19 protein-coding genes and 1 pseudogene are annotated in these 24,265 nt (G+C 63.8%); 9 read left to right on the top strand and 11 right to left on the bottom strand.

Features of this window, described 5'->3' with window-relative positions:
• Nucleotides 1-77: 77 nt before the first annotated feature.
• From MFF34_RS01305 to MFF34_RS01335, 7 genes are all read left to right on the top strand, one after another.
• Complete coding sequence (locus tag MFF34_RS01305) at nt 78-989, top strand: LysR substrate-binding domain-containing protein (protein WP_238209708.1); 912 nt, start codon at nt 78-80, stop codon at nt 987-989.
• 78 nt (nt 990-1,067) lie between these two features.
• Nucleotides 1,068-1,673: a CDP-alcohol phosphatidyltransferase family protein gene (locus MFF34_RS01310; protein WP_238209709.1), complete on the top strand. Its 606-nt coding sequence runs from the start codon at nt 1,068-1,070 to the stop codon at nt 1,671-1,673.
• 30 nt (nt 1,674-1,703) lie between these two features.
• The gene (locus MFF34_RS01315) at nt 1,704-3,461 is read left to right on the top strand and encodes a bifunctional alpha/beta hydrolase/class I SAM-dependent methyltransferase (protein WP_238209711.1); all 1,758 of its coding nucleotides are present in this window, start codon (nt 1,704-1,706) and stop codon (nt 3,459-3,461) included.
• Nucleotides 3,458-4,780 carry a phosphatase PAP2/dual specificity phosphatase family protein gene (locus MFF34_RS01320; protein ID WP_238209713.1) on the top strand — a complete coding sequence of 441 codons (1,323 nt, stop codon included), beginning with the start codon at nt 3,458-3,460 and terminating at the stop codon, nt 4,778-4,780. The genes MFF34_RS01315 and MFF34_RS01320 overlap by 4 nt, the downstream gene beginning before the upstream one ends.
• Nucleotides 4,777-5,208: a hypothetical protein gene (locus MFF34_RS01325; RefSeq protein WP_238209715.1), complete on the top strand. Its 432-nt coding sequence runs from the start codon at nt 4,777-4,779 to the stop codon at nt 5,206-5,208. The genes MFF34_RS01320 and MFF34_RS01325 overlap by 4 nt, the downstream gene beginning before the upstream one ends.
• A gap of 10 nt (nt 5,209-5,218) precedes the next feature.
• Entirely contained in the window at nt 5,219-5,842 is a 624-nt protein-coding gene (locus MFF34_RS01330) for a lysophospholipid acyltransferase family protein (protein WP_238209718.1), read from the top strand.
• 1 nt (nt 5,843) lies between these two features.
• Entirely contained in the window at nt 5,844-6,776 is a 933-nt protein-coding gene (locus tag MFF34_RS01335; protein WP_027595453.1) for a phosphatidate cytidylyltransferase, read from the top strand.
• 104 nt (nt 6,777-6,880) lie between these two features.
• On the opposite strand, the gene MFF34_RS01340 is transcribed toward MFF34_RS01335, so the two are convergent.
• The 3 genes and pseudogenes from MFF34_RS01340 to MFF34_RS01350 form a co-directional block, all read right to left on the bottom strand.
• Nucleotides 6,881-7,168 (bottom strand): DUF3077 domain-containing protein, encoded by a 288-nt coding sequence (locus MFF34_RS01340; RefSeq protein WP_238209720.1) that lies wholly within the window; start codon nt 7,166-7,168, stop codon nt 6,881-6,883.
• Nucleotides 7,159-7,377 carry a hypothetical protein gene (locus tag MFF34_RS01345; RefSeq protein WP_238209722.1) on the bottom strand — a complete coding sequence of 73 codons (219 nt, stop codon included), beginning with the start codon at nt 7,375-7,377 and terminating at the stop codon, nt 7,159-7,161. The genes MFF34_RS01340 and MFF34_RS01345 overlap by 10 nt, the downstream gene beginning before the upstream one ends.
• Nucleotides 7,378-7,779: 402 nt before the next feature.
• Nucleotides 7,780-8,043 (bottom strand): annotated as a pseudogene (locus MFF34_RS01350) (type II toxin-antitoxin system HicB family antitoxin); the annotation flags it as partial.
• 245 nt (nt 8,044-8,288) lie between these two features.
• Between MFF34_RS01350 and MFF34_RS01355 the strand changes: the two are divergent.
• On the top strand, nt 8,289-8,633 hold the full coding sequence (locus MFF34_RS01355) for a cupin domain-containing protein (RefSeq protein WP_003251579.1): 345 nt from the start codon (nt 8,289-8,291) through the stop codon (nt 8,631-8,633).
• Between the two features lie 235 nt (nt 8,634-8,868).
• Here MFF34_RS01355 and mmsB read toward each other — a convergent pair whose 3' ends face one another.
• Both mmsB and MFF34_RS01365 read right to left on the bottom strand, forming a co-directional pair.
• Entirely contained in the window at nt 8,869-9,756 is an 888-nt protein-coding gene (mmsB, locus tag MFF34_RS01360; protein ID WP_027595454.1) for a 3-hydroxyisobutyrate dehydrogenase, read from the bottom strand.
• A gap of 10 nt (nt 9,757-9,766) precedes the next feature.
• On the bottom strand, nt 9,767-11,293 hold the full coding sequence (locus MFF34_RS01365) for a CoA-acylating methylmalonate-semialdehyde dehydrogenase (RefSeq protein ID WP_085273919.1): 1,527 nt from the start codon (nt 11,291-11,293) through the stop codon (nt 9,767-9,769).
• A gap of 132 nt (nt 11,294-11,425) precedes the next feature.
• On the opposite strand from MFF34_RS01365, the gene MFF34_RS01370 reads away from it, so the two are divergent.
• On the top strand, nt 11,426-12,376 hold the full coding sequence (locus MFF34_RS01370) for a LysR family transcriptional regulator (protein WP_238209724.1): 951 nt from the start codon (nt 11,426-11,428) through the stop codon (nt 12,374-12,376).
• Between the two features lie 141 nt (nt 12,377-12,517).
• Here MFF34_RS01370 and MFF34_RS01375 read toward each other — a convergent pair whose 3' ends face one another.
• From MFF34_RS01375 to recC, 6 genes are all read right to left on the bottom strand, one after another.
• Nucleotides 12,518-13,006 carry an OmpA family protein gene (locus MFF34_RS01375; RefSeq protein WP_238209726.1) on the bottom strand — a complete coding sequence of 163 codons (489 nt, stop codon included), beginning with the start codon at nt 13,004-13,006 and terminating at the stop codon, nt 12,518-12,520.
• A gap of 4 nt (nt 13,007-13,010) precedes the next feature.
• The gene (locus MFF34_RS01380) at nt 13,011-14,279 is read right to left on the bottom strand and encodes a diguanylate cyclase domain-containing protein (RefSeq protein ID WP_238209735.1); all 1,269 of its coding nucleotides are present in this window, start codon (nt 14,277-14,279) and stop codon (nt 13,011-13,013) included.
• On the bottom strand, nt 14,276-14,842 hold the full coding sequence (locus tag MFF34_RS01385) for a YfiR family protein (RefSeq protein WP_099430460.1): 567 nt from the start codon (nt 14,840-14,842) through the stop codon (nt 14,276-14,278). The genes MFF34_RS01380 and MFF34_RS01385 overlap by 4 nt, the downstream gene beginning before the upstream one ends.
• 78 nt (nt 14,843-14,920) lie before the next feature.
• A complete protein-coding gene (recD, locus tag MFF34_RS01390; protein WP_238209737.1) occupies nt 14,921-16,996 on the bottom strand; it encodes an exodeoxyribonuclease V subunit alpha in 2,076 nt (691 codons plus the stop codon).
• Nucleotides 16,993-20,670, bottom strand: coding sequence for an exodeoxyribonuclease V subunit beta (gene recB / locus MFF34_RS01395; protein WP_238209745.1), 3,678 nt, complete (start codon nt 20,668-20,670; stop codon nt 16,993-16,995). Before recB ends, recD begins: the two co-directional genes overlap by 4 nt.
• The gene (gene recC / locus MFF34_RS01400; protein ID WP_238209747.1) at nt 20,667-24,149 is read right to left on the bottom strand and encodes an exodeoxyribonuclease V subunit gamma; all 3,483 of its coding nucleotides are present in this window, start codon (nt 24,147-24,149) and stop codon (nt 20,667-20,669) included. The genes recB and recC overlap by 4 nt, the downstream gene beginning before the upstream one ends.
• Nucleotides 24,150-24,265: the final 116 nt, after the last annotated feature.

Raw genomic sequence — 24,265 nt, forward strand, 5'->3', positions numbered from 1 at the left:
AGGGCCATGATGGCGTGCGCCAGGCTGGCTGAAAATCTGCCATATACTCAGCCTGACTATTGCCAGGACAGAGGCACATGCATTTCGACCTAATCGACCTCGCGCTTTTCCGGCACACCTTGGAATGCGGCAACATCACTGCCGGCGCCCGGCGCAGCCATCTGTCGCTGCCGGCTGCGAGTGCGCGCATCCGCGCGATGGAAGCGTCCCTGGGCACGCAATTGCTAGCGCGCAATCGACGCGGCGTACAGCCGACGCCTGCCGGGCAGGCGCTGTTGCAGCATGCCCGCCTGATCGCGCAGCAAGTGGAGCGCCTGCAGTTCGACCTGAGCCAGTACGCGCAGGGGCTGCAGGGCCAGGTGCGGCTGTTGTGCAACACCGCGGCGCTGACCGAGTACCTGCCCGAATTGCTGGCCAGTTATCTGGCACAGAACCCCGGCGTCAGTGTCGATGTCCAAGAGCTGCCAAGCTTGCGCATCGTGCAGTCGATTACCCAAGGCATCGCCGACCTGGGGATCATTTCGACTGCGGCGCCCAGCGAGCATTTGCAGACCCTGCCCTTTCGCGATGACCCACTGGTGTTGGTGACCCCCCTTGCGCATCCGCTGGCGGCATACCCTGCGCCGAGCTTCATTGACAGCCTGGCCCATGGTCATGTCGGGCTGGGAGCAGACAGCGCATTGGCCTTGTACCTGGAGGAACAGGCCCTGCGTGAAGGCTTGCGGATGCGCGTACGGGTACGAGCCGATGGCTTCGATGGGGTGCTGCGCATGGTCGCGGGGGGCGCCGGGGTCGGCGTTGTGCCCTTGGCTTCGGTGCAACGCTGGCAAGGGCTGTTGCCGCTGCACTGGGTGGCGCTTCGCGAGGACTGGGCCAACCGCCGATTGATGGTGTGCGCGCGGGACTTTGCAGCGTTGCCCGGCTATGCGTCGGGCTTGGTCAAGCGCTTGGTTGGCGGAACAACACCCTTACACCCCGTTCAGATGTGAGCCATCTCTCACCAACCCGCTTGCGGCCACTGGGGCTCTTTGCCCACAATCACGCTGCACCACGAAAAGGAGTTCCAAGTGCCCTCGATCTACCAGCTCAAGCCCCGCTTCCAGGCCTTGCTCCGGCCCGGCGTCAAGCGCCTCTACGACCGTGGCGTCACCGCCAACCAGGTCACCGTCGCCGCCGCCTTGGTCTCGGTCCTGCTGGGCCTGCTGCTGGCCGGGTTCAGCCACATCACCTGGCTGTTCATCCTGATCCCGCTGTGGATGTTGCTGCGCATGGCGCTCAACGCCGTGGACGGCATGCTAGCGCGGGAATTCGGCCAGCAATCCAGGCTCGGTGCCTACCTCAACGAACTGTGCGACGTGATCGCCGACGCCGCGCTGTACTTGCCATTCGCCCTGCTGGCTGGCGTCTGGCCCAGCCTGGTGGTGCTGGTGGTGCTGAGTGCGACCTTCAGCGAATACGCCGGCGTCATGGGCCCGCTGGCAGGCGCCTCGCGCCGCTACGACGGCCCGATGGGCAAAAGCGACCGGGCATTCGCCTTTGGCGTACTGGGCACCGGCGTTGCGTTCGGCCTGCTCAACGCCACCTGGCTCAACAGCCTCTTGCTGGTCATCTTCGCGCTCTCGCTCTATACCCTCTACAACCGGGTTCGCCAAGGGCTGGTCGAAGCCCGCTGAGCCCATCGCCGCCGGACAAGGATTCTCGCCATGCGCCAAGCGCAATCGCTGCATTTCTCTACCCATGATGGTGTCGAGCTGCACTACCGTCATTGGCCCGCGACACGCAATGAACACCAGCCGCGCCGCGCCGTGGTGATGTTCCACCGTGGCCACGAACACGGCGGGCGCATGGCCCACCTGGCCGACGAACTGGACATGCCCGGCTACGATTTCTTCGCCTGGGATGCCCGCGGCCACGGCCAGTCGCCGGGCGCCCGCGGCGACAGCCCAGGGTTTGCCACCAGCGTGCGCGACGTGCAGACCTTCATCGAGCATCTGCAGACCGTGCACGGCATCGCCGAGCACGACATGGTGGTGCTGGCGCAAAGCGTCGGCGCCGTGCTGATCGCCACCTGGGCCCACGACTACGCGCCCAAGGTACGCTGCCTGGTGCTGGCCTCGCCGGCGTTCAAGGTCAAGCTGTATGTGCCCTTCGCACGGCCCGGCCTGAAGCTGCTCAAGGCCGTGCGCGGCAACTTCTTCGTCAACAGTTACGTCAAGCCGCGCCTGCTTACCCATGACCCCGAGCGGGTCATGTCGTACGTGGCCGACCCGCTGATCAGCCGGCCGATTTCGGTGACCATGCTGCTGGGCCTGTACGAAGCAGCCGACCGTGTGGTGGCTGACGCCCAGGCTATTCAGGTACCGACGCAGTTGCTGGTCTCTGGCGCGGACCTTGTGGTCGAGCGCAAACCGCAGGAGCGCTTTTTCGAGCGTCTGGGCAGTGCACGTAAAGAAATGCACATCCTCCCGGGCTTTTTCCATGACACCCTCGGTGAACGCGACCGCGCCCATGCGCTGAAGCGCATCGAGCGCTTCGTCGCACATTGCTTCGACAGCCCTGTTACCGCGCCTTCGCTGCTCGATGCCGACAAGGTCGGCGCCAGCTGCGCCGAAGCCGAAAGCCTGGCCGCGCCCTTGCCACGCAACTCGCCCCGCGACCTCTACTGGCGCGCCACCCGTGCAAGCCTGCGCCTGGGCAAAGGGCTGGCCGAAGGCGTGAAGCTGGGGTTCGACACCGGCTTCGACTCTGGCAGCACCCTCGACTACGTCTACCGCAACCAGCCGACGGGCAAAGGCAAGCTGGGCCGCATGGTCGACCAGAACTACCTCAACGCCATCGGCTGGCGCGGCATTCGTCAGCGCAAACTGCACGTCGAAGAACTGCTGCGCGAGGCCATTGCCCGCCTGCGCGCCGAGCAGCGGCCGGTGCATATCGTCGACATCGCCGCCGGCCACGGCCGTTACATCCTCGAAGCCTTGGAGGAACTCGAACAACGGCCCGACTCCATCCTGCTGCGCGACTACAGCGAACTGAACGTGCAACAAGGCAGCGCATTGATCGCCGAAAAAGGCCTGGCCGAGATTGCCCGCTTCGTCCAAGGCGATGCCTTCGACCGCGCCAGCCTCGCGGCGCTGCAGCCTGGGCCTACGCTGGCCGTGGTGTCTGGCCTGTACGAACTGTTCCCCAGCAACGCGTTGGTGAGCAATTCCCTGGCCGGCCTTGCCGATGCCGTCGAAGCAGGCGGTTACCTGGTCTACACAGGCCAACCTTGGCACCCTCAACTGGAGATGATCGCGCGTGCCCTGACCAGCCATCGCGGCGGCGAGGCGTGGGTGATGCGCCGGCGCAGCCAGGCAGAGATGGACCAACTGGTCGAGGCGGCGGGCTTCCGCAAGCTGGCCCAGCGCATCGACGAATGGGGCATCTTCAGCGTCAGCCTGGCGCAACGGGTGCGTGAATGAACCCAACGCGTGAGCCCGGGCTGATTCGGCGGGGCGTGTTCTGGCTGTTGCTGCTGGGGCCGTTCTTCTTCCTCAGCTATGGGCTGGTGAACACCCACACCGCCAGCCGCAGTGATGTCGGCAGCCTGGTGTTCGGCTGGGAGCACGGCATGCCGCTGTGGCCCTGGACGATCATCCCGTACTGGTCGATCGACCTGCTGTACGGGTTGTCCTTCCTGCTGCCACGCACGCGCCAAGAGATGGACCGGCATGCCCTGGCGCTGCTTACGGCACAGGTGATCAGCGTCAGTTGCTTCCTGCTCTGGCCGCTGCGGTTCACCTTCGAACGGCCAGAAATGGCTGGGCTGTTCGGCTGGCTGTTCGATGTGCTGATGGGCTTCGACAAGCCTTACAATCAGGCACCTTCGCTGCACATCGCGTTGCTGGTGATCATCTGGACGATGTTCGCCCGGCACGTGCAGCGCCAGCCCTGGCGCTGGGTGGTGCATGGCTGGATGGCGTTGATCGGCGTGTCGGTGCTGACCACCTGGCAGCATCACTTCATCGACGTGCCCACCGGGGCATTGGCAGGGTTTGTGTGCTTATGGCTATGGCCGTGGCAAGGTCGCCTGCCATGGCAGCAGGCCCGCCTTGCGCACGATGGCAAATGCCAGCGGCTGGCGCTGTGTTATGGCGTTGGGGCCTTGCTGTGCGCGGGGCTGGCGTATGCGGTGGGCGGTGCCGGGTTGTGGCTGTCATGGCCAGCCGTGGCGCTGTTGTGGGTGGCACTGAACTACGGCTTGTTCGGCGCGGGTGGTTTTCAGAAGGGCGCCGATGGGCGCTTGTCCAGCGCCGCGACCTGGCTGCTGTTGCCCTATCTGATCGGGGCGTGGATCAATTCCAGGGTCTGGACACGGCGCCATCCGCAGGCGGATGAGGTGTGTGACGGGGTATTCCTGGGGCGGATTCCTGGCCGTGGTGAGGGCGCGCAGTTCGCTGCCATCGTCGACCTTTGCGCAGAGCTGCCGTGCCGCACTGGGGCCGCTCTCACCGCTCAGAACTACCGCTCGCTTCCCACCCTGGACTTGATCGTGCCAGACAGCAACCTGTTGCACGAAGCTGCAAACGCTATCGAGCAGTTGCGCCAGCAAGGCCCTCTGCTGGTCTGTTGCGCCCTGGGATATTCGCGCAGCGCCAGCGCCGTGGCGGCCTGGCTGGTACTCACGGGGCGTTGCACAAATGCCGACCACGCTGAACAGCGGATACGCAGCGCACGCGCTGGCGTGGTCTTGCACGCGGCCCATCGACAGGCCCTGCAACAACTTGGCGCACAGCGATGAACCTGCAACTGACTGCCAGCCTACTGGCCCGGGGCCGACAGCTGGAGCGCCTGTCGGACGGCATCACGCTGCTCGCCCTGGGCGTTGGCCTGGCACCCTTGTTGGGCGCCGCGCTGCCGCCACTGGGCAGCCTGCTGTGCGCGCTGCTGCTGGCGCTCGGCGTGCTGCACAAGTACTGGGCCATCCGCGTGGCCCTGGACGCCGAACTGTTCGCCCACCTTGGCGCCAGCCAAGACCTACCTGCAGACACGCAAGCGCTGGACCGTGCCTTGTTCGACCTCAACCTGAAACCGCACGCCAAGGATAGCCGCGACTGGCCCGCTCGCAGCCAAGCCGCATTAGCCCTGCTGCGCCGCCAAGCCATGTGCCTGGGCCTGCAACTGTTGCTGGCCTTGGCTACCCTGCTGACACTGCCCTTTACCGGATGACCACCGCCCCATGCTTGCGACCTTGACCGCTTTCGTCATCACCTCGGCCGCCCGGCTGATCACTGGCGCCCGTGCGTTATGGCTCGGCTGCACACCGCAGCCGGTGCAACGCCTGTACTTCGCCAACCACAGCAGCCACGGCGACTTCGTGCTGCTCTGGGCCTCGCTGCCAGAACCTTTGCGCAGGCGCACCCGCCCGGTGGCCGGGGCCGACTACTGGGCGAAGCCCGGGATTCGCGACTTTCTCATCCGCAAGGTGTTCAACGGCGTCTTGATCGACCGCCAGCGCGCAGAAGGCCAAGGCAGCCCCCTGCAGCCGATTCTTGAGGCCGTGGCCCAGGGCGATTCGTTGATCTTCTTCCCCGAAGGCACCCGCAACCTGGGCGATGAGCCGCTCATGCCATTCAGAAGCGGCCTGTACCATTTGGCTGCGGCCAACCCCGACGTCGAGCTGGTGCCGGTGTGGATCGCCAACCTCAACCGGGTCATGCCCAAGGGCCGCGCCCTGCCATTGCCGCTGCTGTGCACGCTGAGCTTTGGCGAACCTCTCCACCTGCAGGCTGATGAAAACAAGCAGGCCTTTCTCGAGCGGGCCAGCCAGGCCCTGCTGAACCTGGCGCCGAAGGATGCCTGACATGGACGACAATACCCTTTCGCTGTTCGCCGGCATCGGCGCCCTGCTGCTGCTCGCCAGCGTGATCGGCCGCCTGCTCAAGTGGCGTGCCGGCCCCGCGCCGCATGCGGTGATCGACAACCTCAACGCCCGCATCAACGCCTGGTGGGTGATGGTGCTGGTGATCGGCATCGCCTTCCTGTTCGGCAAGTACGGCGTGATCGTGCTGTTCTACGGCGTGTCGTTCTATGCGCTGCGCGAGTTCATGACCCTCACCCCGACCCGGCGCAGCGACTACCCGGCGTTGGTGGCGGCGTTCTATGTGGCGCTGCCGGTGCAGTACGTGCTGATCGCCATGGACTGGTATGGCTTGTTCAGTATTTTCATCCCGGTGTATCTGTTTTTGCTGCTGCCGATCCTTGCCAGTTTCGGCGGCGACACCACGCGTTTTCTCGAGCGCGCATCAAAGGTGCAATGGGGGCTGATGATCGCGGTGTATTGCGTGTCTTCGGTGCCCGCGCTGATGACCCTCGACATCCCCGGGTTCGAGGGCCGCAACCTGCTGCTGATCGCCTGGCTGATCCTCGTGGTGCAAATCAGCGACGTGCTGCAATACGTGTGCGGCAAGCTGTTCGGCAAACGCAAGGTGGCGCCCAACCTGTCGCCCTCGAAAACCCTCGAAGGCCTCGTCGGTGGCGTGGCACTGGCCACACTGATCGGCGCCCTGCTGTGCTGGATCACCCCGTTCAACTTCTGGCAGGCGGCACTGATGGCCCTGACCGTGAACGCCATGGGCTTCTTCGGCGGGCTGGTCATGTCGGCGATCAAGCGTGACCGCGGGGTGAAAGACTGGGGGCACATGATCGAAGGCCACGGCGGCATGCTCGACCGGATGGACTCGGTGTGCTTTGCGGCGCCGGTGTTTTTCCACTTTGTGCGGTATTGGTGGGCTTGAGAAAGATGCGCCTCTTAGCAGGTAAACCTGCCCCCACAGGTGCAACGCCAATCCCTGTGGGAGCGGGTTTACCCGCGAAGAGGCCGGCCCAGCCGACACATAGCTCAGCCTTGTAACCCCTGCGCCGCATCATCCAGCAATGCTTTGGCCATACCACTCAGGTAGTGCGCCGCCCACATCAAGTTGCCCCCGCCCTGCTCCGCCAGGGCCGACTCCAGTGTTAGATGACGCACACAATCCTGGATGATCGAAGCCTGCTCCAACGCCAGGCTCACTGGAATGCCGGGCAGCACCCGCATCAGTTCCGGGATCGATTCGCTCACGCGCACTTTAGCGAGCCCAGGCGTTATGAATTCTTTGTCCATGGCTTTCTGCTCGCTATTCAGTGGCATGTATTCACCTGGGCCAACGTCTGCTCGACCAGACCGCGGGCGGCCTCGAGCTCATGCATTACCGCCAACCCCATAGCCTGCATGGGCTGCTGTGGGTTGAGGAATACTAATTGCTGGGTGATGGTATGCGCGCATACCAAGTATTCAGATATGACGGCGAGGGAGTCTTCGAGGGTGTTGAGGGGTGGGTCGGGGACGATTTTCAGCATGGCTACAGCTCCGTCTTGGTTGAGCTGCCGCAGATCCGTGGCTAAACGAAAGGGAGGCAGCTGTACGCGGGTTAGCCAACCGGGAAGACGAACCCGGCTCACCCGAAGGTGCACCGCGCACAGCCGCCATGAAGCACCAACGCCGATTGCTCGACATCGGAGTGCACAGGGAAATGCATTCGTCTTGAACTCAGGTGGCTAAACCCGGCTGTTGAATTTGCAACAGCCCGCCGAGACTAGAGCGCGACACATACCCATCGCAATGGCTTAAGCGCTGCGAGAGTATCTTTGGGAAATGGACTACAAGGAAGGGGGAAATTCTGAAGATTTTTTGTGGGATCTGACACTTTTGGGGCCGCTTCACGACCCATCCCAGCGGTTGGACGTTCCGATTCATGCGGCTAAGTAAGGGGGTAGGTCTAACTCCACGAAAGCCCACTGCCCACCTTTGTAATCGGAGTTTGCAACATGAACTTCGACTGCCTGCGCTTGCGGTAGCGCTTCGTTATCAGCGACCAGACCTTCAAAATGCATGACCAGTGCTTTCTGAACATTCTCCAGCGCCTGGCCGACACTCGTACCAGCTGAAAAACAGCCAGGCACATCAGGAACGGTCACTCCATAGTCCGAATCATTGTCTTTGTGTAACACCACCAGAAACTTCACGGCACGTACTCGCTGATTGCACAACGTCCACTAGACTCGGGCGCGCAGGAAAAAACTAGCGGCCACTTCACTCCATACGTTGCGGAATCTACGATTCAAAGTGTAGGAAAAACAGGATGCCGCGAAGACCGGCGAAAAAGCACATATAGCGCAGTCAGGCACCTGGACGTCGAGCCCAGGCAACTGCGGCGCGGCCAATGGCCCTATGGTGTCGAGTCATTCAGCCAGTCACCAGGAGTTGTGCCATGTCCGATTTCATCACCGTCCTGCGCGAAACCTGCCCGACGCCGGTCGTGGACGCCACCAAGTGGAAGCGCATCGGCGGCGATCCGCACACCGTCAACCTGAACGCCTACCTGTCGGCCGACGGTAGCAAGATCATGGGTACCTGGATCTGCACCCCGGGCAAGTTCGAGGTCAACTATGACAAGTGGGAGTTCTGCCACTTCCTCGACGGCTACTGCATCATCACCCCAGAAGGCGAAGAGCCGAAGCACCTGAAGGCCGGTGATGTATTCGTGATCGAACCTGGTATGAAAGGCACCTGGGAAGTGGTCGAAACCGTGCGCAAGTACTTCGTGTTCGCCTGATTCCTTAGGCTGCAAATCCCCCTGTAGGAGCAGCCTTGCGCTGCGAAAGGGCCAAACCAGGCATAGCAATTGTGTTGCCTTGGCTGGCCTCTTCGCAGCACAAGGCTGCTCCTACAAGAGGCATTCAAGCCTGCACGTTCAGGGCAAAAAAAAATCGCGGAGCAGGTGCCCTTCCCTCTGGTGCGCAGTTACAGAGGGAAGGCCGCCTGGCCCGCGATGAAATACACCTCGCTCGTCAATCCTGCTTGCGGTACCCCTCGACGATGGCCGAGAAGTCTTTACCCCCCTCCCCGCGCAGGCTCATTGCCTGATACAGCTGCTGTGCCACGGCACCCAAAATCACCGGTTGGTGCGCCTGGCGTGCAGCTTCGGTAGCCAGCCCCAAGTCTTTGAGCATCAATTCGGCGCCAAAGCCGCCGGTGTAACCGCGTGAGGCCGGTGCGGTCTCGATGATGCCGGGCCACGGGTTGTATGTGTCCGAACTCCAGCAACGCCCGGTCGAGCTGTTGATGATGCCGGCCAGCACCTTGGTGTCGATGCCCAGTGCGTTACCCAGGGCCATGGCCTCTGACACGCCGATCATCGAGATGCCCAGCAGCAGGTTGTTGCAGATCTTGGCGATCTGCCCTGTGCCGACCTCACCACAGTGCACGATGTTGCGGCCCATCTGCTCCAGCACCGGTTTGAGCGTGGCAAACAGCTCGGCACTGGCACCGACCATGAAGGTCAGGGTGCCGGCCGCCGCGCCGCCCGTACCACCGGACACCGGCGCATCGCCCATGTCGACGCCCTTGGCCGCTGCGGCCTTGGACACCTCGCGGGCGGTCTGCGGGTCGATGGTGCTGCAGTCCACGGTCGGCGTGCCAGGGCGTATGCCCGCCAGCACGCCGTCATCGTTCAGGTAGACGCTGCGCACATGGGCTGCGGCCGGCAGCATGGTGATCACCAGCTCACTGTTGGCCGCCGCTTCCTTTGGCGATGGGCTGACCTGCCCGCCCAGTTCGGCGAGCTCAGCCAGCACGGTCTTGTTCAGGTCAAACAGGTTCAGCTGATGCCCGGCCTTGATCAGGTTGCGGGCCATTGGCGCGCCCATGTTGCCCAGGCCGATGAATGCAATACGCATGGCGAACTCCTTAGCGCAGGCTGATGGTGGTGTTCACACCGTCATTGACGCTGTCATCATCGAACCAGCGGGCGGTGACGGTCTTGGTCTGAGTGTAGAACTGCACCACTTGCTTGCCGTAAGGGCCGAGATCACCCAGCTTGGAGCCGCGCGAGCCGGTGAAGCTGAAGAACGGTACCGGTACCGGGATCGGGATGTTGATGCCGACCTGGCCGATGTCGATCTCGCTCTGGAACTTGCGTGCAGCCGCACCGCTCTGGGTGAACAGGCCAGTGCCGTTGCCGAACGGGTTGCTGTTCACCAGGGCGATGGCTTCATCGAGGGTGTCGACTTCCAAGGTCACCAACACCGGGCCGAAGATTTCCTGGGTGTAGACCTGCATGTCGGTTTTCACCCCAGAGAACAGGGTGGGGCCAACGAAGTTGCCTTGCTCATAGCCCGGCACAGTGACGCCGCGGCCATCGAGTTCGAGCTTGGCGCCTTCCTTGATGCCGCTTTCGATCAAGCCCAGTACCCGCTCCTTGGCCCGCTTGGACACCACCGGCCCGACATCGGTGCCCGGCTCGGAGCCGGCATTGACCTTGAGCTTGCTCGCGGCCTCTTTGATGTCCGGCAGCCACTCGCGGGCCTTGCCCACCAGCACCGCCACGGAGGTTGCCATGCAGCGCTGGCCGGCAGCACCAAAGGCCGCGCCGACCAAGGCGTTGACGGTTTGGGTGCGGTTAGCGTCAGGCAGCACCACGGCGTGGTTCTTCGCGCCCATCATCGACTGCACGCGCTTGCCGTGCTGGCTGCCCAGGTTGTAGACGTGGGTGCCGACTTCGGTAGAGCCGACGAACGAGATCGCCTTGATGTCTTGATGGGTGCAGATCGCATCCACTACCTGCTTGCCGCCATGCACCACGTTGAGCACACCGGCCGGCACGCCGGCTTCCAGCGCCAGCTCCACCAGCATCATGGTCGACAGCGGGTCCTGCTCGGAAGGCTTGAGCACGAAGGTGTTGCCGCAGACGATGGCCATGGGGAACATCCACAGCGGGATCATGGCCGGGAAGTTGAACGGGGTGATGCCCGCGCACACGCCGATCGGCTGGCGCAAGGTGTAGGTGTCGACGCCGCCGGCAACGTTCTCGGCGAACTCGCCCATCTGCAGGGTGCCGATCGAAGCGGCGTGCTCGACCACTTCCAGGCCGCGGAAGATGTCGCCTTCGGCATCGGCGAGGGTTTTACCCTGCTCGGCGCTGAGGGTTTGGGCGATGCGTTTGGTGTGTTCGCGGATCAGCGCCTGCAGCTTGAGCATGATGCGCATGCGCGCGCCGATTGGGGTGTCACGCCAGGTCTTGAAGGCGCGATGGGCAGCGGCCACGGCAGCGTCGACTTCCTCGACGGTGGCGAACGGCACCCGCGCCAACACCTCTTGGGTGGCCGGGTTGACGATGTCGCGCCATTCGGTGGTCTTGGATTCGACCCATTGGCCATCGATCAGCAGCTTGACCTGCGCGACCTTGGTCTGGTCGGGGGATTGAGGTGCGTTCATCTGGGTTCTCCTTGGAATTATTGTCGGGTCGAGATCGCCAGCGCCGTGCAAACGCGAGGTGGCGTCCTGGGGCTTTTTTCGAGTATAGATGTGCAAACATCCAACAAGAACGCACAAAAAAACCGGATCATCATGCAAAAAGACCTCACATCCTTGAGCGCGCTCAACTGGGACGACCTGAAGTTCTTCCTCGAAGTGGCCCGCACCCGCAAAGCCAGTAGCGCCGCCAAGCGCCTGAGCGTCGACTACACCACGGTGTCACGGCGCATCACCTCGCTGGAGGGTGCGCTGGGCACGTTGTTGTTCGAAAAATCCCGGACCAACGGCTTCGTCCTGACCGCCGAAGGCCAGCGCCTGCTGGGCTATGCCGAGTCGATCGAAAGCACTTTGCACATGGCGTGCGAGCAGGTTTCGGGGTCGGGCGTGGCGTTGTCGGGGCATGTGCGCATGGGCTGCACCGAAGGTTTTGGCAGCTTCTTTGTCACGCCGCAACTCAGCCACTTCGTCGATGCGTATCCGGCCATTTCGGTGGATATCTTGCCGTTGCCGCACTTCATCAGCCTGTCCAAGCGCGAGGCGGATATCGTCATCGCCCTGGAACGCCCTGAACACGGCCCCTATGTGTGCTGCAAGCTGTGCGACTACCGGCTGCGGCTGTACGCAACCCAGACATACCTGGATAACCACGCGCCGATTCGGCAGGTCGGGGACTTGGCGAAGCACCCGTTCATTAGTTATGTGGATGACCTGGCGTTCAGTTCGGAGCTGTTGTACCTGGCCAACCTGATTCCCAATGCCAACGCGCATTTGCGCAGTACCAGCGTGATTGCCCAGTACACCGCGGCATTGCAGGGGCGTGGGCTGGCAATCTTGCCGTGTTTTCTGGCGGCGCAGGACCCGCGGCTGGTGACGGTGTTACCGGCGGAGATCGAGGTGACGCGGCAGTTCTGGATGTATTGCCGGGAGGACTTGAGGAAGCTGAAGCGGATAACCCTGTTGTGGGATTACATTCGCGAGGTGACCGAGGCGAATGCGCCGTTGTTGATGGGCGAGACCCGCGAAGTGCAGTTTGCTCAGGGCTGACGCCGCCCTCAGCCACAACCCCGTACAGGTCGGCGCTGGCTTGTAGTGGCAACGAACCGCTGCGATCGGCCGCAACGCGGCCCAAGGGCTGCGCCCTCGATCGCAGGCAGGCCAGCGCCTACCTGGGTTGGGTGGGTCTGTTCAGTAGGACGCCACGATGATCGATACGCGTCGATTTTCGGTGCGCCCGGCGCTGCTGCGGTTGTCCGCCACCGGCTGGGTGCTGCCCAGGCCGCGGGTCTGGATGTTCTGCGCGGGCATGCCGACCCCGATCAGCGTTCTGGCCACGCTCTGTGCGCGGCGCTCGGACAATTGCTGGTTATAGGTGGCCCTGCCCGACGCATCCGCGTGGCCATCCACCCGCACGCGTTGGAGACCTACGCCCAGCAACGCTTTGCCAATTCGCTCGACGATCGCCTGGCTCTGGCCATTGAGGCTGTCCAGGTCACTGCCAAACAGTACCTTGCCGGACAGGTCAAACGCCCAACCTTCATCAGTCGGGGCAAAACCTTCACGCTTGAGCACAGCGATTTGCTCAGCAGTCAGCCCCTTGGGTGTGGTCTGGCAACCGGTAAGTGCCAGCATGGCGAGCAGCAACGCCAAAAGGGGAAAACGCAAACGATGAATCACGGGTTCAACTCCTGTTCTTGATTTCGGTGGCGGACCGTTCCGTCTGCGCCACTTGCCAATGGCCACGGTGCTTACGCTTGGCCTGGTACATTGCCGCATCGGCGGCGTCGAGAAGGCTGGCAGGGTCAGTGCCATCCTGGGGGTAAAAGGCGATGCCGACACTCAGCGAGGTGGCAATGCTGCTGCCACTGTCCAGCTGTACCGGCAGTTTCATGCTGGCGACGATTTTCTCGGCGATGAGTTCGGCGTCTGAGCGCGACTGCAGCGGTGTCAGCAACACCGCGAACTCATCGCCGCCCAGGCGCGCCACCAGGTCATGCTCACGCAGTTGGGCGCGAATGCGGTCGGCCACGCTGATCAGCACTTCATCGCCCACGGCATGGCCAAGGCTGTCGTTGATCTGCTTGAAGTGGTCACTGTCGAGGAACAGCAGCGCCAGATGATCCTGCTGCCGCGCAGCGTTGCGCAGGCTGCGGCTGAGGCGGCCTTCGAAAAAGGCGCGGTTGGGCAGGCCGGTCAGGCTGTCGTGGCTGGCCTGGTGAGCGAGGGTCTGGTTTTCGCTCTGCAGGTGGCTGTGCCACACCTCCAGTTCATCGAGCAAGGCGTTGAAGTCGTTACTCAGCTCGTTGAGCTCGGCAATCGGGGCTTCTGGCACGCGGCGGTCGAAACGACGTTCACGGCGGGCTGCATGGGCAACGCTGGCCAGGGCGCGCAATGGGCGAACGATGTCGCCGAGCAGGCGCCGCGACAAGTACAGGGCGATGACGGCGCTGAGTACCATGCACAACAGGATCCCGCCCAACCCGCCGAGCAGGAACAACAACAGGCTACGGCCTTGGCCAATCAGTTCGATATGCCCGACCTTTTGCTGCTGGTGAATGATCGGCAGGTTGACCGGCTCGTCCAGCAGCGCGGTGGCGACCCGGGTTTCCAGGTGCGCGAGCATGCCGCTGTCGTTGCGTTGCCAGTGGGCCAGTTGCTCGCCTTCATTGTTGAAGACCTTGGCGTCGGCCACCTCTTCGGTACTGGCAATCAGTGCCAGCGCCTCACTGGCCGCAACGCTGTCGTCGAACACCACGGCGGCTTCGACGGTGTAGGTGATCGAGCGGGCGATCAGGTGCAGGTTGTGGTTGGCATAGACCTGCAGGGCAAGCACGCCCAGCACGGTCAGCGAAATACCGACCAGGCCCACGGCGAGCAGGGCGACACTGAGGTGCCCACGGCCGAGCACCGAACGCAGGGTCGGGCGAATACGCCTGTTGGTCGTTTTCATGGCTGCGCACCTCGGCGCCGCGACAATTGCAGCACGCTGGGGTGGATGCGTACGCCGGAACGGGCCACGGAATCGAGGTTCACTTCAAAGGCCACCTGCTGATCGCTGACCCGCAGGCAGAACAGGCTGCCGACCGTACACGGGTCGTCGGCCTCGCTGATGCTCAGCACCGGGTGACCGCTGACACGCTGGAACAACCGGTCGCGCTGGCCCTGATCGAGTTTACCGATGTAGATGGCATCACAGGCCTGGGCAACCTGCGCATCGTCAGCCAGCAGCCGACGCACCTGCAGCGGCCGCCCGGACTCCTGCACGTGGCCCTTGATCAGGTCGTCTGCGTATTCGGTGGGGCCGATCAGGCACAGGCGCAGGGGCGTAGGCTCGACGGGCCAGCGGGCGTAACTGAAGATCCCCAACACCACCTGGGTGACAGCCTTGGCACGTTGCTGGGCCTGCACAGCGGTTGCTGAGGTTTCCGCCCAGGCAGGGCCTGCCAGTAGTAACAGGACCGCCAGCAACAGCGAAAGCGTACAGCGTGTCACTCGCCTTCCGGCCACGGTCATGTGGGAAATCTCTCGAAGTCCTTTCAGATGTTGGCGCAACGATAGCACATGGCCGCCAACCGTACCTGGCGGCCAGTGTCAGACCTGTTCGAGCATCAGGCCGGAAATGCGCCGCACCTTGCGCGACACCGCCTCCTCGAAGATGCCCTGCCGTGGTTCGATCAGGCTGAAGCAATGCTTGGCGCGGGTGATGCCGGTGTACACAAGCTCCTTGGTCAGCACCGGGTTAAGGGCGTCCGGCAGCACCAGGGCGGTATGGCTGAACTCCGAGCCCTGGGACTTGTGCACCGTCATGGCGAACACGGTTTCCACTTCGTTGAGCCGGCTTGGCAAGACGAAACGTACCCCACCGTTGCCGTCGTTACGCGGGAAGGCAACCCGTAGCAGGGGCTCGCCCCGCTCGTCGGGCAGGCGCAAGGCGATGCCGATGTCGCCGTTCATAAGGCCCAGGCCATAATCGTTACGGGTCACCAGCACCGGCCGGCCCTCATACCAAGGCTGCTGAGCGTCGATCAGCCCGGCGTTGTGCAGCACCCGCGCCACCCGTTCGTTAAGACCCTCGACACCCCATGCGCCCCTGCGTACCGCGCAGAGCAGCTGGAAGTCCTCGAAACTGTGCAGCACCTTGCTTGCCCATTGTTCCCAGAGCGGGTCATCGAACGCGGTAGCCGGAGCCGGCCGATAGCGGCCCAGTGTTCGAAGGTAGCTGCGATAGCCTTGAGGCCCTTCTGCGCCGCGGTTGAGGCCGTCGAGCAGTAGACGGTCGAAGGCTCGATCGTGTTCGTTCTTCAGCGCCAGGCCATTGACATCCGGCGGAGGCATCGCGAGCAGATTACGCGCGGCATGGGATTCCTGACGGTTGACCAGCCGCGCCAACTGCCCAATCCCGCTGCCTTCGCCGAAGCGCCGGGAGAAACGCAGCATCACTACCTGCTGGGCCAGCGGATTGCGCTGCGCATCACCGGCTTTGAGACCGCTGCCTTCCAGCGACTGGCCACCAATCTGCTCCAGCCACGCCTGGGTCGCGGGTGAGTAACAGCCCTCTTCGGCATCCCGGCACAGGTCGCCCAATACCGCCCCCGCCTCGACCGAGGCCAACTGGTCTTTGTCACCCAGCAGGATCAGCCGTGCGCGGGGTGGCAGGGCGTCGAGGAGGTTGGCCATCATCTCCAGGTCGATCATCGAGGCTTCGTCGACCACCAGCACGTCCAATGGCAACGGGTTGCCCGCGTGATGACGGAAATGCCGCGACCCGGGGCGGCTGCCCAGCAGCCGGTGCACGGTGCTGACCTCGGTGGGGATCTGCCCGCGCACGGCGGCGCTGACTTGCAGGCGCTCGACCTGCTGGCCAATGGATTCGGTCAAGCGCGCAGCGGCCTTGCCGGTCGGCGCGGCCAGGCGAATACGCAGAGGCCTGCCCTGCTCCACCGCCGGGGCCTGCAGCAAGGCCAGCAGGCGCACCACCGTGGTGGTCTTGCCGGTGCCAGGGCCGCCGGTGATGATGCTGAAGCCGGCGCGGGTCGCCAGGGCGCACGCCAGCTTTTGCCAATCAACCTGACCGGCCAGGGCACCCGCGTCGAACAGCTGTGCCAGGCGCGCCGGCAAGTCAGCCGGTGCGGCTTCATCCTGGTTCAGGCGCTGCCGCAAGTTCTGGTCGATGCGCCGTTCGTAGTTCCAATAGCGGCGCAGGTACAGGCGCTCGCCGCTGAGCACCAGCGGCCGTGCCTGCTGGCCTGGCGTGTCGCCAGCGGCCACCAGTGGGCTGGCAGCGATGCGCTGGCGCCAGGCCTGAAGGTCCAGGTCTGCAAGCAGTTGCGAAGGCAGCAGCAAGGGGCCGATCAAGGCATCGCCTTCTGGCGGCAGCGACAGCGCAAAGTCCGGTTCGGCCAGGGTTTGCTGCAAGTCCAGGCAGACATGGCCGTGGCCCAGCTGATGGCTCGCCAGGGCAGCCGCCAGCAATAGCAAGGGGTCGCTGCCCGGGGCACGCTCTTCGAGAAACGACACGAACGCGCGGTCGAGGGCTCGCAGCCAGCCACGCTCGACCCAACGGTCCAGCAGTTGCAGCAGGTCAGCGCTGACACGCTGCGGCGCCAGGGCCAGCAGGTGTTCGGCGTGCAGCGGCGTGGGCAGCAGGTCGGTGAGGGTTCGGCTCATGGTGCGGCTCCGGCAAACAGGTCCTGCTGCGTGGGTGCATACTCGCCACGGAACAGCGCATCGAGGGCTTCAATCAGTGCCCGCGGCGGCTTGACGAAGTACACGCCATGACCGCTGCTGTTGGCACCGCGCAGGAAGATGAACAAGGCGCCGCCGACATGGCGGTCGTAATCGTAGTCAGGCAAGCGGGCGCGCAGTTGGCGGTGCAGGGCCAGCAGGTAGAGCACGTACTGCAAGTCGTAACGATGCTCGAGGATGGCCTTTTCCATGGCTTGGCTGTCGTAGGACTGGATGTCCGGGCCCAGCCAGTTGGATTTGTAATCAGCCACGTAATAGCGCCCGTCCAGCTCGAAGGCCAGGTCGATGAAGCCCTTGAACATGCCATTGAGCAGCGTCGGCTGTGCCGCCGGCCGCGCCTGGCCGGGGTGCGTATAACGCGCCACCAGTTGATCGAGCTGTTCGGCGTCTACCTGATGGCTGGCGAACCAGAACTCCATTTCGATCTGGTAGTGACGCAGGTGCGCCAGGGTGAGGCTTACGTCGTGGGCCAGGACAGGCAGCGGTTCGTTCAGCAACTGGCGCAGCCACGGCGTCAGCGTCGGGATCCAGCCAGTCCAGTCACGGCGATTGCAGCGCTGGCCGACCGTGCGCTCGATCAGCTCGGGGTTGCCGCTGACTTCGGCGAAGCCTTCTCGGCCGGCCCATTCCAGCAGGCCGTGCAGGAAGGTGCCGGGGTTTGGCCCGCGTGGGAAGCGGTGGATATCCCCCCCTTCAGCCGGCACCTCGCGCAGCAGTTGCGCATCGAGGACTTCGTCATCCAGCAGCTGCTGAGCCTGTGAGCTGTCGGCACCGAGGGTCTGGTCACCGACGCGCAAGGCACTATAGGACGCAATCCACCAGTGCTCGGCGGCCGCTCGCCGTGGCTTGCGCGCGGGCAGCAGCTCACGCTCGGCATGTGGCGTGCGATACAGCTGCTCGTCGGCCAGCGGCAGCGGTGGGCACTCAATGTACGAGCAGCTTGATGCCAACGCCTGCAGCCAGTCCGCCAATTGCCCGGACCCCGTCAACGCAAGGCCACCGCCAAGCAGGTAACCGAGGGCTGAGCGGTGCAGTTGCGAGCTCTTCTGGTTGCCGCGCTTGAGGTCGGCGACGCCAAGCCAGCACGCATGCTGGGCGCGGGTCAGGGCCACGTAGAGCAGACGCAGGTCTTCGGCCAGGCGCTCGTCGTCGGCGCGGGCGATCTGCTCCTGGTCAGGGGTTAACGTCAGGTGCGCGTTGCCTTGGCTGTCATGCCAAGCCAAGGGCAGGCGGGTACCGTCCACGGGCTTGCTGGTGCAGATGAACGGCAAGTAAACCAAGGGGTATTCGAGGCCCTTGGACTTGTGGATGGTCACCACTTTGACCAGTTGCTCATCGCTCTCCAGCCGCAGGATCTGTTCTTCACCGGCCTGACCGGAGCTGGCCAGGTGTTCGGCCAGGTGACGGATCAACGCTTGCTCGCCATCGAGCTCGCCCGCCGCCTGTTGCAGCAGCTCGGCCAGGTGCAGCAGGTTGGTTAGCACACGCTCGCCGTCACTGCGGGCGATGAGCGTGCGCGGCAACTGGAAGTCGTGCAGCAGGTGGCGCAGCATCGGCAGCACGCCTTGGCGCTGCCAGGTATCGCGATAGCGCCGAAAACGCATGACCCAGTCTTCCCACACCCGTTCGTCCTGGTTCAGCTTGTCCAGCGCCGCCAGTGACAGGTCGAGGGTCAGGCTGGCCAGCGCGGCCTTGAGCAGGCGCTCCGAATCCGGCTCGGCGCAGGCCTTGAGCCAGGCCAGCAGGTCATGCGCCTCTTGGGCGGCGAACACCGAGTCCTTGTCGGACAGGTACACGCTGCGCACCTCACGCGCGGCCAGTTCGGCACGGATCATCTGTGCCTCGTGGCCGTCGCGCACGAGAATGGCGATATCTGAAGGCAGGCAGGGGCGCAGTTCACCTTCGCCGTTGCGGAAACCCGCCGTACCCTGCTGCCCACCGTTGAGCAAGGCGACGATATGGCTGGCGCAGCTGGCAGCCAGGTGCTGGCGGTAAACGCTGCTCGATACCGGCTCTTCGCTCTGCAGGTGCCAGCATTGCAGGGCTGCGCTTGGCTGGCCGTCCACCAGCAGGTGCTCGCTACGGCCTTTGGCGCGGACCTCGATGAAGGGCAACGGGTTGTCTTGCGCTTCACGGAACAGAAACGCCCCTCGCCCCTGGCTTCGGGCCTCGGCCTGGAGAAACACCTGGTTGACCGCCGCGACCATGGCCTGGCTCGAACGGTAGTTGGTGTCCAGGCTGTGCAGGCGCCCGGTGGTGGCGCGCCGGGCGGCGAGGTAGGTATAGATGTCGGCACCGCGGAAGGCATAGATCGCCTGCTTGGGGTCGCCAATCATGAACAGCCCGGTTTCAGGGCGGTTCTCGCTGATCTGGTAGATCCGCTCGAAAATCCCGTACTGGACCGGGTCGGTGTCCTGAAATTCGTCGATCAGCGCTACCGGGAACTGCTCACGAATCAACCCGGCCAGGCGCTCGCCGGCCTCACTGGCCAAGGCATGTTGCAGCCGCAGCAGCATGTCGTCGAAGCCCATCTCGGCGCGGCGGCGCTTTTCCACTTCGAAGCGCGCCGACACCCAGCCAGCAGCGTGTTCAAGCAACTGCGCATCCGGGCTAGCCAGGGCCTGCAATTGCTGCTGCAGCGTCTGCATGGCGTGCAGCCCGGGGTGATCGGGTGGCTCGCCAGACTTCCAGGCCTCGGCCATGCCCGCTGGCGTCAGGCGGGTGAACCCGGTGCCGAGATCGAGCTCCACGGCCTGCTCGTCGACGGCCCAGGCGCACAGCTTGTCGAACCAAGGTTCGAAATAGCGTGCCTGCATCTTGCGCCCGTCGGCCCGCTTGGCGGCCACGGCATCGCGGCAGATCTGCCGCAGCTCATCGGCCCATTGTGCCCAGGGCGCCTTGAGCGCAGCCAACTGTTCGGTGCGTTGCCCAAGCGCGGTTTGAATCAACGCTTCGGGCGCTTGCTCGTCCTGCTGTGCCCGTACCCGGCCGAACAGCGGGCGAATCCGCGGCAACAGCGCGTCGGGGCTGCCCCAATGCCCACGTACCCAGGCCAGGGCCTCACCTTGCATGCCATAGCAGAACCGGCGCCAGTAATCGCGCATGACCTGGCCCAGCAAATCGCTGTGATCGGTCTCGAGTGTTTGGGTGAACAGGCTGCCGCTGTCGAACGCGTGCTCGCGAAGCATGCGCTGGCACCAACCGTGGATGGTCGACACCGCGGCTTCGTCCATCCATTGCACGGCGATTTCCAGGCGGCTGGCGCAACGTGGCCAAGCCTCTTGCGGGTAATCGTCGCGCAACTGGTGCAGCAGTGGGTCAGCAGCGTCAAGCTCGCCACGGAAGAACCGCGCCGCCTCGGCCAAGCGGGCGCGGATACGTTCGCGCAGCTCTTTGGTGGCGGCGTCGGTAAAGGTCACCACCAGAATCTGCGGGGGCAGCAGTTCACGGCCGAAGGCCTGTTCGCCCCCGTGCCCGAGGATGAGCCGCAGGTACAGCGCCGAGATGGTAAACGTCTTGCCGGTACCGGCACTTGCTTCAATCAGCTGGCTGCCGTGCAAGGGGAAACTCAGTGCCAGGGGACGGTCCTGGGTCATGCGCCACTCTCCGGGTTGCCCAGGGCCTGCCAGGGTGCGTTGAACAAGGGGCGGTACAGGGTTTCGCACCAACCTTCAAAGGTTTCGTCGGCGGTGAGCGCGGCGAAGTCACGGAACTGCCGCGCCAGGGCAATGCTCTCGCTGCGCTCGCCAAAACTGTTGCGCTCATAGCCTTCATAGGCGCGAGCAGCCGCGGCCAGCGCTTTGTCGGCATCGTCTTGGGCCAGCCAGGCGAAGGCCGTTTTGGCCGCCACCGGCAGCGGCGCATTCATGGCGGCCTGGCGGGCAACCAACAGGTCGCCGAGCAATTGCGCCGCCTGGTCTTGCGGTAAAGGTGCCAGGAGCAAGGTCAGGTCACTGGCCACCAGCGCACTGTTCAGCGGATAACCCGCAGCGCAGGCAGCCAGGTGCATGACCCAGGGTGCGATCAACCGGTGCCATTTATAGTTGTTGCGCCCGGCACTGATGGTGTTCGGGACGGTCGTGATGCTTAGCAGGCTTTGATCATCAGCCTGGTAAACCCGGCCTAGCCAGCCTTCCAACCGGTGTGTGCCCTGTTCGTAATGCACAGGCAATGCGCCTTCGACCAGGTGTGGCCAACGCTGCAACAACTGACGATGGCGTTGCAGCAGGTCAGGCAGCGGCTGAATCAGATCGGCCTGCAACAGTGCGCCAAAACCGGCAAGCGGCAACACGCCACACGCTTGCAGGCGGCGTGCCTGCACCTGCAAGGCCTGCTCGGCATTCGCCGGGTCGGCCAGCGCGGCATTCAACAGGGTTTCACTGGCACTGTAGCGTTGCAGCGTATCGAGGACGAACGGCTCTTCATCCGGCGTCGGCGCCTCCAGGGCCTCGAAGAACACCTTCAGGCGCTGGCTGAAGAAGTGCCGCACCGGGTGGCGAAGAAAATCGTTCAGCTGCGTCAGGCTCAGTGCTTCGTCGTCGGCATAAGGAGGCAAAGCCGGCTCGACCTGCGTGGCGTCCTGCACTTGCCGATGCAGCAGCTGCCATTCATGGGCGAAGCTGAACAACGGGCTGCCCTTCTGGAAGTAGCGCGGGCTGAACGGTTGCAGCGGGTGCTCCTGGGTCAAGGCGTGCAGCAAGCGCTCATCCGGCCCTTGGCCTGACCCGTCCTCTGCACCGGCCAACCGCCAGCCGGCAGCCACATGATCACGCAACTGGCCGATCAGCACCGAGGCCGGGCGCTCGCTGTTGTCGCGGATGCTGCGCCCGACCCAACTGACATAAAGCTGATCACGTGCCGACAGCAGCGCTTCGAGCAACAGGTAACGGTCATCTTCACGACGCGAGCGATCACCGGGGCGGTAGTCGCTGGCCATCAGGTCGAAGTCCAGCGGCTGCTGGGCGCGGGGGTAGTCACCATCGTTCATGCCCAGCAGGCAGACCACGCGGAACGGGATGGCGCGCATGGGCATGAGGGTGCAGAAGTTCACCGACCCCGCCAGAAAACGCTGCGACAGCTTGCCTTGGTCAAGACCCGACAACCACGCTTCCCGGACCACCGTCAGCGGTAGCGCGTCTTGCAGGCCGACGGTTTCGCACACTTCCAGCCAGGCGTCGCGCAGGTCCTGCAACTGCATCAGCAGAAACTCGTCGTGCTCACCTTCGGCCAGGAAAAACACCTGCAGCAAGGCATTCAAGCGCTCGCCCCACTCGGTGACGGTCGCAGGCTGTGACAGTGCCTGGCAGGCCACCTCAAGGGCGTCCAGCAGGGCTACCAAGGGGCCGATCAGTGCCGCATCGAGGCCACCGATTTCGTCATAGGGTTCAATGCCATCACACCCCTCACCCACGCCTACGGCATAACCCAACAACATGCGCCGCAGGCCGAAACGCCAGCTGTTCTGTTCCAGGCCTTCAGGCAAGCCGAGGCTGGCCCGTTGCTCGGCGTTCAGGCCCCAGCGGATACCGGCACCTTCGATCCAGCGATGAAGCGTGGGCAAATCGCTTTCACGGATACCGAAGCGGGCCCGTACTGCCGGCACGTCCAGCAGGTCGAGCACTTCACTGACCGCAAAGCGACTGTCTGGAAGCTTGAGCAGGTGCTCCAGGGCAATCAGCAAGGGCTCTCGACCGCGCTGGCCTTGGTCGGTGAGGGTGAACGGGATGTAGCGCGGGTCGTTGCGCTGCAATTGGCCGAACACGGCGCGGATATGGGGTGCATAAGTGTCGATTGCCGGCAGCATCACGATCACATCGCGCGGGCGCAGCGTAGGGTCGGCGCTGAAGCGGGCCAGTAACTGGTCGTGGAGAATTTCCACCTCGCGTTGCGGGCTGTGCGCGACATGGAAGCGCATCGAACGGTCCTGCGCGAGGTCGACTTGCGGCCAGCGTTCGCGGGTTTCGGCAAGTGGACGCAGTTCGAGGATGTCATCCTGCAGTTGGTTGAGCAGCGTGGTCGGCGAAGCTTCGCTGAACAGGTCGATGCGCCCTTCGCTGAATACGCCGCGGTAGCTGCCAGGGTCGTCATAGCTGTCGAGCAGGTTGATGTAGTCACGGCCCTGCTTGCCCCAGGCGGCCAGCAGCGGATGAGCATGCTGGTGAAGCGATTGGTCATCCAGCAGGAGCGGCATGCCTTGCTTGCGTTGTTGGCGTTTGTACTGATGCCGCAGCAGGTCTTTGTCGGCGACGATATCAGCCCAGTGATGGCGACACGGGTTGTGGACGCAAAGCAATACCTGGCTGAACCGGGCAAGCCCCGCCAAAGCCTCCAATGCTTGCGCTGGCAGGGAGGAGATACCGAACACGATCACGCGCGATGGCAGGCCGACAGGTGCCTGCTCCAGGCTGTTGATACGCTCGATGAACCGTTGATGCACACCTGCACGGCTTTGCGCCATGCCCTGCTCGCCGACATCATCCAGCAGCGCCCGCCACAATTCGGCCTGCCAGCGATTGCCAGGGGGCAAGGGTTTACGCTCGCCACGGGCGGTATTGAGGATGTGCTCGCCAGCAGCCCAGTCCTTGAGCCAGTCGGCTCGGTAAACTTGGTACTGGTCGAACAGGTCGGCCAGGCGCTCGGCAAGCTGGTAACGCTTGCGCAGGTCGCTATCGTCGGTGAGAAAACGGCGCAGGGGCTCGAAATGCGGGCGCTCGATCAACGCCGGAAGCAGGCGCATGAGGCGCCAGGTCAACGGCGCCTTGTCGAGCAGGGAAACTTCGGGGATCTCATCGCGGCCCAGCACTCGTCGGTAAAGCTGCCACATGAAGCTACCGGGCAGTTGCACATCGATCGCGGCGGCAATACCACAGCCGCCTAGGTCACCTTCTTCAGGGTCTTCAGCCAGCGCCAGTTTTAGCCACTGGGCGATGCCGTTGCTCTGCACCAGGGCGATTTCATTTTCCAGTGGCGCTAACGGGTAACGCCGCATCCAGCTCACCACCAAGCTGCGCAAATCGTCGAGGCGGTTGCCATGTACGATCATGAAGCCGGGATGGAGGGCGGTGGTGTTGACCATTGAGCATTCCCTGGAAGCGGTGGGTTCTGATGCGGAACCATATCACGGGGCATGCCCGGGGTTATGGCGGGCATGGCGACAAATCTTTTCCAGCCCAAAAGACAAAACCCCTACCT

Source organism: Pseudomonas sp. PAGU 2196, assembly GCF_022179005.1.
Lineage (GTDB): Bacteria > Pseudomonadota > Gammaproteobacteria > Pseudomonadales > Pseudomonadaceae > Aquipseudomonas > Aquipseudomonas kermanshahensis.